Annotated in this window: 7 protein-coding genes; 3 read left to right on the forward strand and 4 right to left on the reverse strand. The window is 68.3% G+C overall.

From position 1 onward, the window contains the following. Window positions 1-2: 2 nt before the first annotated feature. The 3 genes from glgB to J0J01_RS06460 are packed head-to-tail and all read right to left on the reverse strand — an operon-like array spanning window position 3 to window position 8,619. Window positions 3-2,180: a 1,4-alpha-glucan branching protein GlgB gene (gene glgB, locus J0J01_RS06450; RefSeq protein WP_296379415.1), complete on the reverse strand. Its 2,178-nt coding sequence runs from the start codon at window positions 2,178-2,180 to the stop codon at window positions 3-5. Next, window positions 2,180-5,479, reverse strand: a complete 3,300-nt coding sequence (gene treS, locus J0J01_RS06455) for a maltose alpha-D-glucosyltransferase (protein ID WP_296379416.1) — start codon at window positions 5,477-5,479, stop codon at window positions 2,180-2,182. Before treS ends, glgB begins: the two co-directional genes overlap by 1 nt. Beyond that, window positions 5,476-8,619 carry an alpha-1,4-glucan--maltose-1-phosphate maltosyltransferase gene (locus J0J01_RS06460; RefSeq protein WP_296379417.1) on the reverse strand — a complete coding sequence of 1,048 codons (3,144 nt, stop codon included), beginning with the start codon at window positions 8,617-8,619 and terminating at the stop codon, window positions 5,476-5,478. Before J0J01_RS06460 ends, treS begins: the two co-directional genes overlap by 4 nt. Window positions 8,620-8,686: 67 nt before the next feature. Here J0J01_RS06460 and J0J01_RS06465 point away from each other — a divergent pair, with 67 nt between their 5' ends. Genes J0J01_RS06465 through J0J01_RS06475 form a run of 3 tightly spaced genes read left to right on the forward strand, consistent with a single transcriptional unit; the run spans window position 8,687 to window position 13,013 of the window. Then, window positions 8,687-9,994, forward strand: coding sequence for an NtaA/DmoA family FMN-dependent monooxygenase (locus J0J01_RS06465; RefSeq protein WP_296379418.1), 1,308 nt, complete (start codon window positions 8,687-8,689; stop codon window positions 9,992-9,994). An 8-nt stretch (window positions 9,995-10,002) separates the two neighbouring features. Further along, complete coding sequence (locus tag J0J01_RS06470) at window positions 10,003-11,307, forward strand: NtaA/DmoA family FMN-dependent monooxygenase (protein WP_296379419.1); 1,305 nt, start codon at window positions 10,003-10,005, stop codon at window positions 11,305-11,307. A 32-nt stretch (window positions 11,308-11,339) separates the two neighbouring features. Then, complete coding sequence (locus tag J0J01_RS06475; protein WP_296379420.1) at window positions 11,340-13,013, forward strand: amidohydrolase family protein; 1,674 nt, start codon at window positions 11,340-11,342, stop codon at window positions 13,011-13,013. Window positions 13,014-13,075: 62 nt separating this feature from the next. Here J0J01_RS06475 and J0J01_RS06480 read toward each other — a convergent pair whose 3' ends face one another. Beyond that, window positions 13,076-14,632: a GMC family oxidoreductase N-terminal domain-containing protein gene (locus J0J01_RS06480; protein ID WP_296379421.1), complete on the reverse strand. Its 1,557-nt coding sequence runs from the start codon at window positions 14,630-14,632 to the stop codon at window positions 13,076-13,078. Window positions 14,633-14,645 lie beyond the last annotated feature (13 nt).

Genomic DNA, 14,645 nt, shown 5'->3' on the forward strand with positions numbered 1-14,645 from the left:
GCTTAGCCTTCGGCTCGCAGCACGATGGTGGCAAGCGGCGGCAGGGTGAGGTCGAGCGACTGCAGCTCGCCGTGCGCCGGCTCGGACGAGGTCGACACGCCGCCGTCGTTGCCCATGTCGCTGCCCCCGTAGAAGCGCGAATCGGTGTTGGCGATCTCGCGCCAGCGGCCCTCGCGCGGCACGCCGATGCGATAGTGATGGCGCGGCGCCGGGGTCATGTTGCAGACCACCAGAACCGGCGAATCGCCGGAGTCACCGGAGCGCAGGAAGGCGAAGACCGAGTTGGCGCGATCGTCGCCGATGATCCAGCGGAAGCCCTCGCCCGACGCGTCGCGGCGATGCAGGGCAGGTTCGCGGCGATAGAGGCCGTTGAGGTCGCGCACCAGGCGCTGGATGCCGGCATGGTTGGGGTCGTCGAGCAGGAGCCAGTCGATCTCGCCGTCGTGGTTCCATTCGCGCTCCTGGGCGATCTCGCCGCCCATGAACAGCAGCTTCTTGCCGGGATGGGTCCACATGAAGCCGAAATAGGCGCGCAGGTTGGCGAACTTCTGCCAGCGGTCGCCGGGCATGCGAGTGAGCAGCGAGCCCTTGCCGTGCACGACCTCGTCATGGCTGAGCGGCAGGATGAAGCGCTCGGAGAAGGCGTAGATCAGGCCGAAGGTCAGGCCGTCATGGTGGTATTGGCGATAGATCGAATCGCGCTCCATGTAATGCAGCGTGTCGTGCATCCAGCCCATGTTCCACTTGAAGGCGAAGCCGAGGCCGAGCTCGGAGACCGGCTGGGTGACGCCGGGCCAGGCGGTCGATTCCTCGGCAATTACCACCGCGCCGGCGCAGCGCTCCTGCACCACGGCGTTGAGATGGCGCAGGAAGTCGATGGCCTCGAGATGCTCGCGGCCGCCATAGACGTTGGGGATCCAGTCGCTGCCGCGGCTGTAGTCGCGGTAGAGCATCGAGGCCACGGCATCGACGCGCAGGCCGTCGACGTGGAAGTGCTCCAGCCAGTGCAGCGCGCTCGCGATCAGGAAGCCCTGCACCTCGCGGCGGCCGAAATTGTAGATGAAGGTGTTCCAGTCGCGATGGAAGCCTTCGCGCGGATCGAGATGCTCGTACAGCGCCGTGCCGTCGAAGCGGGCGAGACCATGGGCGTCGGTCGGGAAATGCGCCGGCACCCAATCGAGGAGGACGCCGAGGCCCGCGGTGTGGGCGCGGTCGACGAAGCGGGCGAAGCCCTCGGGCGAACCGTAGCGGCCGGTCGGCGCGAACAGGCCGAGCGGCTGATAGCCCCACGAGCCGCCGAACGGATGCTCGGTGATCGGCAGCAGCTCGAGATGGGTGAAGCCCATGTCGACGGCGTAGGGGATCAGCCGGTCGGCCATGTCGTCCCAGGTCTGGCTGGCGCGCATCCACGAGCCCGCATGGACCTCGTAGATCGAGATCGGCGCGTCGCGCATCTGGCGTTGCGCGCGCTTGGCCATCCAGTCCGCGTCGTTCCAGTCGAACGGCTCGGGCGAGGCGACGACCGACGCGGTCGCGGGCGGCGGCTCGGCCTGCTTGGCGAGCGGATCGGCCTTCTGCGGCTGCGGCACGCCGCCGGCGCCGACGACGTCGAACTTGTAGCGGGCGCCGGGCGCCACCCGCGGCACGAACAGCTCCCACACGCCAGAGGGATAGCGCAGCCGCATCGGATGGCGCCGCGAATCCCAGGCATTGAAGTCGCCGACCACGGCGACGCGCGTGGCATTGGGCGCCCAGACCGAGAAGCCGACGCCCGGCACGCCCTGGAAGGTCATGGCGTTGGCGCCGAGCACGCGCGCCATCTCGAAGTGGCGGCCCTCGTTGAAGAGATGGAGGTCGACGTCGCCCAGCAAGGGGTCGAAGGAGTACGGGTCCTCGGTCTCCTGCACGGCGCCGGGCCACTTGATTCGCAGCAGGTAGGGCGCGCGATCGGTCACGCGGCCTTCGAAGAAGCCGTCGGGCGCGGTGCCCTCGAGCCGGCCGATCCCTTTGCGGTCGCTGCGCCGCAGGACCTCGACGCCCTGCGCGCCCGGCAGGAAGGCGCGGATCGCCCGGCCCGACGAGCTATCGCGTGGGCCCAGCAGCTTGAAGGGATCGCCGTGGCGGCCGTGCGCCAATGCCTCGGCTTCGGGCGAGGCCAGGGTCGAGATCGCCGCGGCCATCAGCCGGCACTCCGCGTCTCTTCGCCCAGGATGCGGCCCATCAGGCGATGCAGGCCGTGCAAGGGGATGGTGAGCCAGGCCGGCCGGTTGGCCGCCTCGTAGACCAGCTCGTAGGCCGCCTTCTCGAGCATGAAGAAATTCAGCAGGTCCATGTTGTCGAGGCCGGGCAGGCCGTTCGCGCCGGCGCGATAGGCGTCGAGGAAGGCCTCCTGCGCGCCGTCGCGCAGGCGCTTGACGAACTTGGCGCGCGTCGCCTCGGGCAGCGGCGCCGAGGTCGGCGTCTTGGGATCGAGCGTGGTCGCCACCGCATAGTCGAGCGAGCGCATCAGGCCTGCCACGTCGACCATCGGGCTCATCTTGGCGCGGCGCTCGGCGAGCGGCCGGCCGGGCTCGCCCTCGAAGTCGATGATGTAGGCGTCGCCGCTCGCCACCAGCACCTGGCCGAGATGGAAGTCGCCGTGGACGCGGGTGATCAGGCCGCCAACGCCCGTTTCGGCGAGGCTGTGCAGCGCGCCGATCAGCGCGTCCTTGTTCTGGGTCAGCGCGGCGATCGCGGTGTCGTCCGACTCGTTCTCGCCGGCCTTGCGGGTGGCAATGATGTCGAACGCCTTGTCGACGAGCTTGCGCGCTCGTTCGATCCAGCGCTTCACGTCGTCGCCGGCGGCGATGCCGGGCTTGAAGGCCTCGTCGTCGGTGTCGCGCGCCAGCACCACGTGCATGGCGGCGAGCTGGCGGCCGATGGTCGCGGTGAAGGTCTGGTAGTCCTCGACATTGTCGGCGCGCGCGTCGACCGCGGCCTCGTGCGTGGCGAGGTCGTCGACCGCGCGCTTGAACATGTTCAAGGTCCAGACCCAGCCGTCGCCCTGGTTGCGGATGAAGGCCTGGGCGACCGCCAGCGAATGGCGCTCGCCGTCCTTGTCGATGCGCATCACCTCGCCCAGCAGGGTCGACGAATTGGCGTAGCCGTGTGCCGTCAGGTAGCGGCCCATCTCCGCCTCGGGATGCTCGCCGGACGTGACGCGACGGAAGATCTTGAGCATCACCTGATCGTCGACGATCAGCGAGCTGTTGGACTGCTCGGCGCTCAGCCAGCTCACCGTGGCGTCGGGCTTCGGGGTCAGGACCTCGTCGTTGCCGGGCATCGGCTGGAAGACGATGCGGCCCTCGGCGGTCTCGATTTCCCACCGCGCGGCCATCGCCCTCAGCATCTGCAGGGCAAAGGACGGCAGCGCGAAGGCGTCGGTGACGAGCCCGACCCGCCGGCCGCGGCGCACCCGCGACAGCGCGAGCTGGTTGGGCAGCGGCGCGGTAGGCTCCTCGTCCCAGAACACCGTGAGCGGCATCTGCCAGCGCTGGATGGCGCCGTCGATCCTGGTCTCGATCTCGGCCAGCAGCAGCTCGCGGTCGCCGCCGGGTATCGGCGCCGTATAGGCGATGTGCACCGAGTCGATCTTCTGGTCCTTGGCCGAGAACCAGCGCCGCTTGGGGACATAGGCCGGCAGGGCGTCGCGCTCGAGCAGGCTGGCGGCCTCCGGATGGCGGAGACCGGCGCCCAGGCCGTCGCGCAGCACCAGCGTGACGTAGTCGGGCAGCGGCTCGGGCGCCGGCGTATGCCAGGACGGCGCCTCGCTTTCCTGGGCCAGCACGAACCAGTAGAAGCCGTAGGGCGGCAGGGTCAGCAGGTAGGTGAGCTGGCCGACCGGCGGGAACACCGAGCCGCCGTTCAGCTCGATCGGCACCCGGCCGCTGAACTCGGAGAGGTCGAGCTCGACCGCCTGCGGCGTGCGCGAGACGTTGGCGACGCAGAGGATGGTCTCCTCCTGGTACTCGCGCAGATAGGCCAGCACCTTGCGGTTCTTCGGATAGAGGAAGCGGAGCGTGCCGCGGCCGAAGGCAACGTGACTGCGGCGCACCGTCAGCATGCGGCGCATCCAGTGCAGCAACGAGTAGGGATCGCGCGACTGCGCCTCGACGTTCACCGTCTCGTAGCCGTAGAGCGGGTCCTGGATGGTCGGCAGCGCCAGCGCGTTCCAGTCGGCGCGCGAGAAGCCGCCGTTGCGGTCGGGCGACCATTGCATCGGCGTGCGCACGCCGTCCCGGTCGCCGAGCCGGATGTTGTCGCCCATGCCGATCTCGTCGCCGTAGTAGATCACCGGCGTGCCGGGCATCGAGAGCAGCAGGCAGTTCATCAGCTCGATGCGGCGGCGATCGCGCTCGAGCAGTGGGGCGAGGCGGCGCCGGATGCCGAGATTGATGCGGGCGCGGCGGTCGGTGGCGTAGGTCTGCCAGAGGTAGTCGCGTTCGGAATCGGTCACCATCTCGAGCGTAAGCTCGTCGTGATTGCGCAGGAAGATCGCCCACTGGCAGTTGTCGGGGATCTGCGGCGTCTGGCGCATGATGTCGGTGATCGGGAAGCGGTCCTCGCGCGCCAGCGCCATGTACATGCGCGGCATCAGCGGGAAATGAAACGCCATGTGGCATTCGTTGCCGTCGCCGAAGTAGTCCTTGGTGTCTTCCGGCCACTGGTTGGCCTCGGCCAGCAGCAGGCGGTCGGAATAGGAGCGATCGAGCTCGGCGCGGATCTTCTTCAGGACCTCGTGCGTCTCGGGCAGGTTCTCGTTGTTGGTGCCCTCGCGCTCGACCAGGTAGGGCACCGCGTCGAGCCTGAGCCCGTCGACGCCGAGGTCGAGCCAGAAGCGCATGATGTCGAGCACCGCCTCGAGCACCTTCGGGTTGTCGAAGTTGAGATCGGGCTGATGCGCGTAGAAGCGATGCCAGTAATAGGCCTTGGCTTCGGGGTCCCACGTCCAGTTGGAGCGCTCGGTATCGATGAAGATGATGCGCGTCTCGGCGTACTTCTGGTCGGTGTCGGACCAGACGTAGAAGTTGCGCGCGACCGAGCCCGGCTTTGCCTTGCGGGCGCGCTGGAACCACGGATGCTGGTCGGAGGTGTGATTGATCACCAGCTCGGTGATCACGCGGATGCCGCGCTTGTGCGCGGCGGCGATGAACCTCCTGACGTCGCCGAGATGGCCGTACTCGGGATGGACGCCGGTGTATTCGGCGATGTCGTAGCCGTCGTCGCGCCGCGGCGAGGGATAGAAGGGCAGCAGCCAGATCACGTTGACGCCGAGATCGGCGACGTAGTCGAGCTTGGAAAGCAGGCCGGGGAAATCGCCGATGCCGTCGTTGTTGGCATCGAAGAACGACTTCACATGAAGTTGGTAGATGATCGCATCCTTGTACCAGAGCTGGTCGGCGGCCAGCGCGCGGGCGAGTTCGGGGGACGGCGCGTTCATGCGGTTTCCTCGGGCGACAGCCGCCACAGCACGAACGGCGACCGTGCAGGATCGAGCCGCAGCCATTGCCGCTTGCCGTGCAGGGTGAAGCGGCGGCCGGTCATCAGGTCCTCGGCGGCGAGCGAGGCGCTGTCGGGCAGCTTCCATTCCCACAGCGGGATCTCGAAGCTGGTCTCCTGGACGTTGTGCGGGTCGAAGCTGACGACGGCGAAGACCATGTCCTCGTGGCTGGGCAGCGCTTTGCCGTAGGCCATCACCTGGTCGTTGCTCGAATTGTAGAAGCGCACGCCGAGATGGCTGTGCAGCGCCGGATGTGCCTTGCGGATGCGGTTGAGCCGGGTGATCTCGCCGACGATGTTGCCCGGCGCGTCGAAGTCCCTGATGCGGATCTCGTACTTCTCCGAATCGAGATACTCCTCGCGGCCCGGCAGCGGCGCGCCCTCGCACAATTCGAAGCCGGAATAGACGCCCCACAGGCCGGACAGGGTCGCGGCCAGCACGGCGCGGATCAGGAAGCCCGGGCGGCCCGAGCTCTGCAGGAAGATCGGATTGATGTCCGGCGTGTTGACGAAGAAGTTCGGCCGGAAGAACTCGGCCGGCGCGGTCGTCGTCAGCTCGGTCAGGTACTCCTCGAGCTCCTGCCTGGTGTTGCGCCAGGTGAAGTACGTGTAGCTCTGCGAGAAGCCGACCTTGGCCAGCCGGTACATCATCTTCGGATGGGTGAAGGCCTCCGACAGGAACATCGCGTCGGGGTGGCGTCCGCGCACGTCGGCGATCATCCACTGCCAGAACGGCAGCGGCTTGGTGTGCGGATTGTCGACGCGGAAGATCTTCACGCCGTGATCGGCCCAGAACAGCACCACGTCGCGCAGCGCCTCCCACAGGCTCGGGATGGCGCCGCCGGCATAGAAATCGACGTTGACGATGTCCTCGTACTTTTTGGGCGGGTTCTCGGCGTATTTGATCGTGCCGTCAGGCCGGTGCTTGAACCAGTCGGGATGCTGCCTGAGCCACGGATGGTCGGGCGAGCACTGGATGGCGAAGTCGATCGCCAGCTCCAGCCCGTGCTCGCGCGCCGCCACGACCAGCCGCTTGAAGTCCTCGAAGGTTCCGAGCTGCCGATGCAGTGCGTCGTGGCCGCCGTCGGGGCTACCGATGGCGTAGGGGCTGCCGACGTCGTCGGGTGCGGGGGTCAGCGTGTTGTTCTTGCCCTTGCGCGCCGTGGTGCCGATCGGATGGACCGGCGGGAAGTAGAGGACGTCGAAGCCCATGTCGCGCACGCGCGGCAGGTGGGCGATCACGTCGGCGAGGGTGCCGTGGCGCCTGGGATCGTCGGTCAGCGAGCGCGGGAAGAGCTCGTACCAGGCGGCGAAGCCCGCCGCCTGGCGCTCGACCTCGAGCGTCAGCGGCTCATGCCGGGCAAGGAAAGGCCGCTCGCCCGAATCGGCGATGACCCTGCGGGTCTCGGGCGAGATCAGCGCCTGCACGCTCTCCGCGATATCGCCCTTGCGCAGGGTCGCGAGCACGTCCGACAGGCCGCTGCGGGTGCAGGACTTGCGCGAGATCGCGGTTTCGAGCGCCAGCCGGACTTCTTCCAGCTCGACGGCGATGTCGACGCCGGCGTCCTGCTTCAGCCGGATGGCGCGGCAGAGCGTGGCGTACTCGTCGATCCAGGCCTCGACCGTGTAGAGGTAGCGGCCGACCCGGAACGGCGTGAACCGCCCCTGCCAGCGGGCATTGCCCAACGCCGCCATCGGCGTGCGCTGCCAGTCCGGCTCGTCGGCTGCCTTCCACAGGAGCTCGACCGACAGCACGTCGTGGCCGTCGGCATAGGCGTCGGCTTCCACCGTGACGCTCTGGCCGGCGATGCGCTTGGCGGCGAACGGCCCGCCCGCGACCTGCGGCGCGATGTTCTCGATGATCGTCCGCGGCGCCATCGCGGCATCCAGCACCGCCGCCTTGGGCGCCGCGCCGGCCATGACGGGACGCAGCGGCGGATGGGCGACGATCCTGACTTCGCCCGCCTTCAACAGCGTCTCGTCGGGCTTGAGCGCGATCGGCGACGGCCGGTCGTTGGCGAGGTCGGTGTTGATCAGCACCAGCCGGTCGCGCCCGCTCATCTCGAGCGCGGTCACCTTGTGGCCGGCCCCGGTCAGGCTGCGCATCTTGCCGCCGCCGGTCAGCGCGATCGCTGACGCGATCGCCTCGGCGAGCGGTGGCTCGCCGTCCATCTTCGGCAGCGCCGACGGGAAGCGTGAATCGAGCGGATGGTCGGCCATGAACTCGAAGCCCATCGGCACCAGCAGGCCATCGGACGTCGCGGCGGCGAGCTTCAGCTCCTGCTCGTAGAGCCGGCGTCGTGCCTCGCCCTGTACCCGCTGCGCCAGCCGCGGGCCGAACGGCGCCTCGACCGGGGCGATGATCGGTGCGATGCGGCGCAGCAGCTCGTGCTCCTCGATGTACCAGGGCGCGCGGCGATCCCACCACGGCGTCGAGGCGAACACGCCGTCGAGGCCGAGGCCCGCGAGCGGCGCGAGCCGCGACCAGTCCAGGCCCGGCGTCCAGCCGTAGAAGCGGCCGCCGACGGCCGCGATCAGCCCGCGCAGGAACTCCGGCGGTACATGCTCCAGGCCGAGCACGCGAAAGCCGGCGACGCCTTCCTTCTTCCAGGCGCCGAGGCGGTTCGACCACCGCTCGAGCAGGTCGGCGCGGTCGAACCGGGCGAAGGCGGCGTCGATGTCGGCGCTGGGCCGGCGAGGATCGAGGGCGGCGGGGCCGACCGGCGGCTCATAGCCCGTGCGATCCGCCGCATCGACGGCGACGCGATCGAGGACGACGTCGACCAACAGCTCGAGGCCGGCCCGCTTCGCCGCCGTTGCCGCAGCCGCGAGGGCCGCTTCGGTGGTGTCATAAGTGCCGAGCCGCGGGTCGGGCCGGTCAAGGTCGCCGGCAAGAAAGAGGTCGCCGCGCTGTCCGGGTCGGGTGAAGGGTGCGGTGCAAATCTGGCGGAAGCCCAGCCGCCGGGCGCGTTGCAAATGCGCAGGCCACGCGGTGATTTGGCCGGCAAGCGCGCCGGGCAGGTAGTAGAGGGCCGCGCTGGCAGCACGGATCGCCCCCGAAATCTCAGGCTGCCGCTCCATCCTGATAGAAAGTCGCGAACGGCCAAATAGTTCCGTCGAAGCGGCAAAAAGGCTCTACGCTCGCGCCATGAGCAAGAAGCCCTTTCATCTGGCGTGGTTCCTGTCGCAGGGCTACGGCCCCAAGAGCTGGCGCTCCGACTTCCCGGGCGCCGACGTCGCGCGCTGGATGATGCCCGACCTGTTCATCGACCTCGCACAGGGCATGGAACGGGCGTGCTTCGACTACATGATCATCGAAGATTCATCGAACGTTCCCTACACCTACAAGGGATCGCACGACACCTATCTGAAGTATGCCGCCTCGGCGCCCAAGCTCGATCCCGCCGTCCTGGTGCCCTACCTCGCGCAGGCGACGAAGCATCTCGGCCTGGTGCCGACGCTCTCGGTCAGCGAGTACCCGCCCTATCTATTGGCGCGGCTGGTCAACACCCTCGACCACACGACCGAAGGCCGGATCGGCTGGAATTGTGTCACCGGCAGCAACGACGGCGCGGCGCAGAACTACGGCCACGACATGCACCGCCCGCACGACGAGCGCTACGACGTGGCCGACGAGTTCGCCGACCTGGTGACCCGACTGTGGGAGGCCTGGGAGCCCGATGCCGTCGTGCTCGACCGCGAGAATCACGTCTTCGCCGACGGCAGCAAGGTCCATCCGGTGAATCACGCCGGCAAGTACTTCAAGGTGCGCGGGCCGCTCAACGCGCCGCGCTCGCCGCAGGGGCGCGTGCCGATCTGCCAGGCCGGCGGCTCGCCGCGCGGCCTGGAGTTTGCATCGCGCTGGGCCGACACGATCATCACCGAAGGCGGCGGCAGTGCGGCGAGCATGAAGGCCTATCGCGACGGCATCCGCAAACGCGCCACGGCGCTCGGCCGCAATCCCGACGACATCAAGGTGCTGTTCCTCGCCCATCCCATCATCGACACCACGATGGCGGCCGCGCGCGAGCGCCAGCGCCGCGAGGCGGCCGCCGCCGAGGAGCATATCGACATGGCGCTCTCCAGCATGTCGCGGCTGACCGGCATCGATTTCGATCGGTTCGATCTCGACGAGCCGCTGCCGGCGCATCTCACCACCAACGGCCATCAGTCGGCGCTCGCCAAGTGGATCGGCAAGACGCCGCGCACCCTGGTGCTCTCCTACGCCCGCAAGGACGGCATCGACTTCACCGGCACCGCCGACCATGTCGCCGGCGTGATGCAGGAGCTGATGGAGGAGGTCGGCGGCGACGGCTTCCTGATCTTCAACAGCTACTTCGACCGCCGCTACGTGGTCGAGATCTGCGACGGGCTGGTGCCCGAGCTGCAGCGCCGCGGCCTGACCCGCAAGGCCTACGCCCACAGGCACCTGCGCGACAACCTGCTGGAGTTCTAAAGCCGGCGATGAAGGACCACTTCCATCTCGCCTGGTTCCTGTCGCAGGGCTACGGCCCGAAGACCTGGCGCTCAGCCTGGCCGGGCAGCGACAGCGACCTCAGGCGCTGGATGATGCCGGACCTGTTCATCGATCTCGCCAAGGGGCTGGAGCGCGGCGGCTTCGACTACATGATCATCGAGGATTCCTCGATGGTGCCCTACACCTACAAGGGCAGCCACGACACCTATCTCAAGTATGCCGCCAGCACGCCCAAGCTCGACCCTGCCGTGCTGGTCTCCTACCTCGCCCCGGTGACGAAGCATCTCGGCCTGGTGCCGACACTCTCGACCAGCGAATACCCGCCCTATCTGCTAGCCCGCCTGGTCAACACGCTCGACCATGTGACCGAGGGCCGGATCGGCTGGAACTGCGTGACCAGCAGCAACGACGGCGCCGCCGAGAATTACGGCCACGACGCGCAGCGACCGCATAACGAGCGCTACGACGTCGCCGACGAGTTCACCGATGTGGTGACGCGGCTGTGGGAAGCGTGGGAGCCCGATGCCGTCGTGCTCGACCGCGAGAACCACCTTTTCGCCGACGGCGCCAAGGTCCATGCGATCAACCACGAGGGCAAATACTTCAAGGTCCGCGGGCCGTTGAACGCGCCGCGTTCGCCGCAGGGCCGCGTGCCGATCTGCCAGGCCGGCGGCTCGCCGCGCGGCCAGGCCTTCGCCGCGCGCTGGGCCGACACCATCATCACCAACGCTATCACCGTCGAGGCGATGAAGGCGTTCCGCGCGGAAGTGCGCCGCCTCGCCGCCAGCTACGGCCGCGATCCTGACAGCATCAAGGTGCTGTACCTCACCTATCCGATCGTCGACGTCACCGAGGAGGCGGCGCGCGAGCGGCGCCGCCTGCTGGCCGAGGAGGACGGCCGCCATCTCGACCTCAACCTGTCGGGCCTGTCGCGGCTGACCAACATCGACTTCGCGCAGTTCGATCTCGACCAGCCGCTGCCCGAGGGCCTCACCACCAACGGCCACCAGTCCTCGCTCGCCAACTGGATCGGCAAGACGCCGCGCTCGCTCGCCACCGGCAGCCGCCGCCAGGGCTTCGAGGTGGTCGGCACGCCCGACAGCGTCGCCAGCCGGATGCAGGACATCGTCCAGGAGACGGGCGGCGACGGGTTCCTGATCTTCAACACCTATTTCGACAGGCGCTACGTCATGGAGATCTGCGATGGGCTGGTGCCTGAGTTGCAGCGTCGGGGACTGACTCGCAAGGCCTATGCCCACAAGCTCTTGCGGGATAACCTGCTGGAGTTCTAATCCGGCTGGCCAGGTTTCTTCGGGAGGAAACGATGAGCTACGACCTCGTGATCAAGAACGGCACCGTGGTCGACGGAACCGGTGCAAAGCGGTACCAGGCCGACGTCGCCATCCATGACGGCCACGTCGCCGAGATCGGCAAGGTGACCGAGGGCGCCAAGCGCACCATCGATGCGCACGGCCTGGTCGTGGCACCGGGCTTCGTAGATCCGCATACCCACTACGACGCGCAGATCTGCTGGGACGGCGCGGTGACACCGTCGTCGTGGCACGGCGTCACCAGCGTGGTGATGGGCAATTGCGGCGTCGGCATCGCGCCGTGCAAGCCCGAGACGCGCGAGATCGCGATGAAGGATCTGGTCAACGTCGAGGGCATCCCGTTCGATGTGCTGAACAAGGGCATCACCTGGGACTGGGAAACCTTCCCGCAATTCATGGACGCCGCGGCGGCACGCAAGCCGTCGCTCAACCTGGCGTTCATCGCGCCGCTGACGCCGTTCCGCCACTACGTGATGGGCGAGGCCTCGATGGACCGCGCGGCGACGCCCGCGGAGACCGCGAAGATCGCCGCGCTGATCGGCGAGGCGATGGATGCGGGCGCGCTCGGCTTCTCCTCGACCACGCTCAACCAGCACATCGGCTACGAGGCCAAGCCGCTGGCCTGCCGCAACGCCAGCCGCGAGGAGCTGAAGGCCTATGCCGGCGAGCTCAAGCGGCGCAACAAGGGCGCGATCGAGATCGCGCTGACCCGCCAGGTCGGCGTGCTCGAACAGGACCAGTGCGAGCTGCTCGACTTCCTGCTCGACGCCTCGGGCCGGCCGGTCACCTTCATCGCGCTGTTCGACCGTGACGACATCCCCGAGGCGGTGCGCGACACCCTGCGCCGCGCCGCGCCGATGATCGCCAAGGGCGCCCGGCCGCAGACCTCGCCGCTGCCGCTGACCCGCGAAGTCGACATGAACAACCCGTTCTCCTTCGCCTCCTTCCCGTCGTGGAAGCGGGTGTTCGCCGATACCGACAAGGAGGCGCAGAAGAAGGTCTATGCCGACAAGACCTTCCGCGACCAGTTCCGCCACGACCTCAAGAACCCGACCGGCTTCAGCAACTGGGGCCGCATCGGCGTCTATGCCGTGAAGAACCCGGCGCTGAAGGCGATGGAGGGCCATTCGATCGCCGACATAGCCCAGAAGCAGGGCAAGGACGGCGTCGACACCTTCCTCGACCTGGTGCTGGCCGACAATCTCCAGTGCGAGCTGACCATGGCCTCGTGGAACACCCGCGAGGACCGCATGCGCGAGCTGCTGAACAACAAGGCGATCCTGATGGCGCTGGGCGACGGCGGCGCGCATGTCGACATGCTGTGCGACGCCGGCTACCCGACCTACCTGCTCGGCACGTGGGTTCGGGAGAAAGAGGCGATCACGCTCGAGGAGGGCGTGCGCAAGCTGACCTCCGATCCGGCCGACCTGTTCGGCCTGAAGGACCGTGGCCGCCTGGTCGAGGGCGCGCCGGCCGACGTCGCGATCTTCGATGCCGATAGCATCGGCTCGTCGAACCACGGCGAGCGCCGCTACGACCTGCCGGGCGGCGCCAAGCGCATCGTCATGCCGTCGCGCGGCGTCGAGTACACCATCGTCAACGGCGCGCCGACGTGGGAACAGGGCAAGCTGACCGAAGCCAAGGCCGGCAAGGTGCTGCGGGGGTAGACTTCTCTTGCCGGCCCGCTCATGAGTCATGATGCGGGCCGGAGGCCGGCGGTCCGGCAAGACTAGCGCTTCAACAGATCCGCCATCTTCTCGGCGATCATCACCGTGGTGAAATGCGTGTTGGCGCGCACCACGGTGGGCATCACCGAGGCATCGATCACCCGCAGGCCGGTGACGCCGATCACCCGGCACTCGGGATCGACCACCGAGCGCGGGTCGTCGGCCGCGCCCATGCGGCAGGTGCCGCTGGCGTGCTGCGCATCGGAGCATTCCGCGAACATCCAGTCGTCGAGCGCCGTGCCGTTGAGCTCGTCCTCGATCGATCGCCCGGTCACGCCGTACTCGACCCGCGTCGAGATGGCCGCGATCTCGGGATGCCTCCCGAGATCGCGCAACCGCTGCACGCCGTCGCGCATGCGCACCAGGTCGCTGTCGTCCGACAGCATGCGCTCGTCGACCTGCGGGTCGATCGCCGGATCGCGCTCGGTGATGCGCACCGTGCCCTCGCTCAGCGCCTGGAAGGCCGACACCGCGATGCGGGCACGCGCCGTGCCGCCGTCCTCGGCGGGCCGCAGGTTGCCCGCGATCACGATCATGTCGTTGACGCCCGCACCGGCAAGGCCCGAGCCGTAGCGGATGCAGCAGTTGGTGTGGCGATGGGCGAGCGTGCTGGCCTGCGCCCCGTCACGCAGGTCGAGCAGCACGCTCAGGATCGGATGGTCGAGCAGGTGCTGCCCGACCGGCCGGTCGGCCACGACCTCGATGCCGAGCGGCTCCAGCCAGGTGCGCGGCCCGATGCCCGAGCGCTGCAGCACCGCCGGCGAATGGATCGCGCCGGCGCACAGCAGCACCTCGCGCCGCGCCCGCACGCTGCGGGCCTCGCCGTTGCCGACGTGAACGATCACGCCGTTGGCATGCGGGCGATTGCCTTCGAACGACAGCGTGTCGACGATGGCGTTGCCGACGATGGTCAGGTTCGGGCGTCCGCGCGCCGGCTCGAGATAACCGTCGTTGGTCGAGATGCGCAGGCCGGCGCGGCTGTTGATGGCGTAGGGCGAGACGCCGGTGCCTTCGGGTGCGTTGTGGTCCTCGCACCAGCCATAGCCCAGCGCGAGGCCCGCCTTCATCACGGCGCGGTCGACATGGCCCCATTGCTCGACCGGCGCCCGATAGACCGGGATCGGGCCGCGATTGCCGTGATAGGGTTTGTCGCCGAAGTCGCCGTCGCTCTCGAGCTTGCGAAAGTACGGCAGCACGTCGGTCCAGCCCCAGCCGGTGCAGCCTTCGCGCGCCCAATCCTCGAAATCGTCGGGGATGCCGCGGATCGCGATCTGGCCGTTGATGGTCGAGCTGCCGCCGATCGCGCGGCCCCTCCACAGCAGCTTCGGCTCCTGCCGCTCGGTGCGGCGCGCCAGCAGCTTGGGATAGCGGTAGTCGTCGTCCGCAATCGCCCGCAGCGGATTGGGGATGCGGATGTGCTCGGGAGTCTCCGCCGTGCGGAAGTCGCGGCCGGCCTCCAGCAGCAGGACGCGGATCCTGGGGTTTTCGGAGAGGCGGGCGGCCAGCACAGCGCCTGCAGAACCGCCGCCGACGATGACGAAGTCGTACTCGTTTTCCACGCCGCCATCCTAT

It is taken from the genome of Reyranella sp., from assembly GCF_017305915.1.
Taxonomy (GTDB): Bacteria; Pseudomonadota; Alphaproteobacteria; order Reyranellales; family Reyranellaceae; genus Reyranella.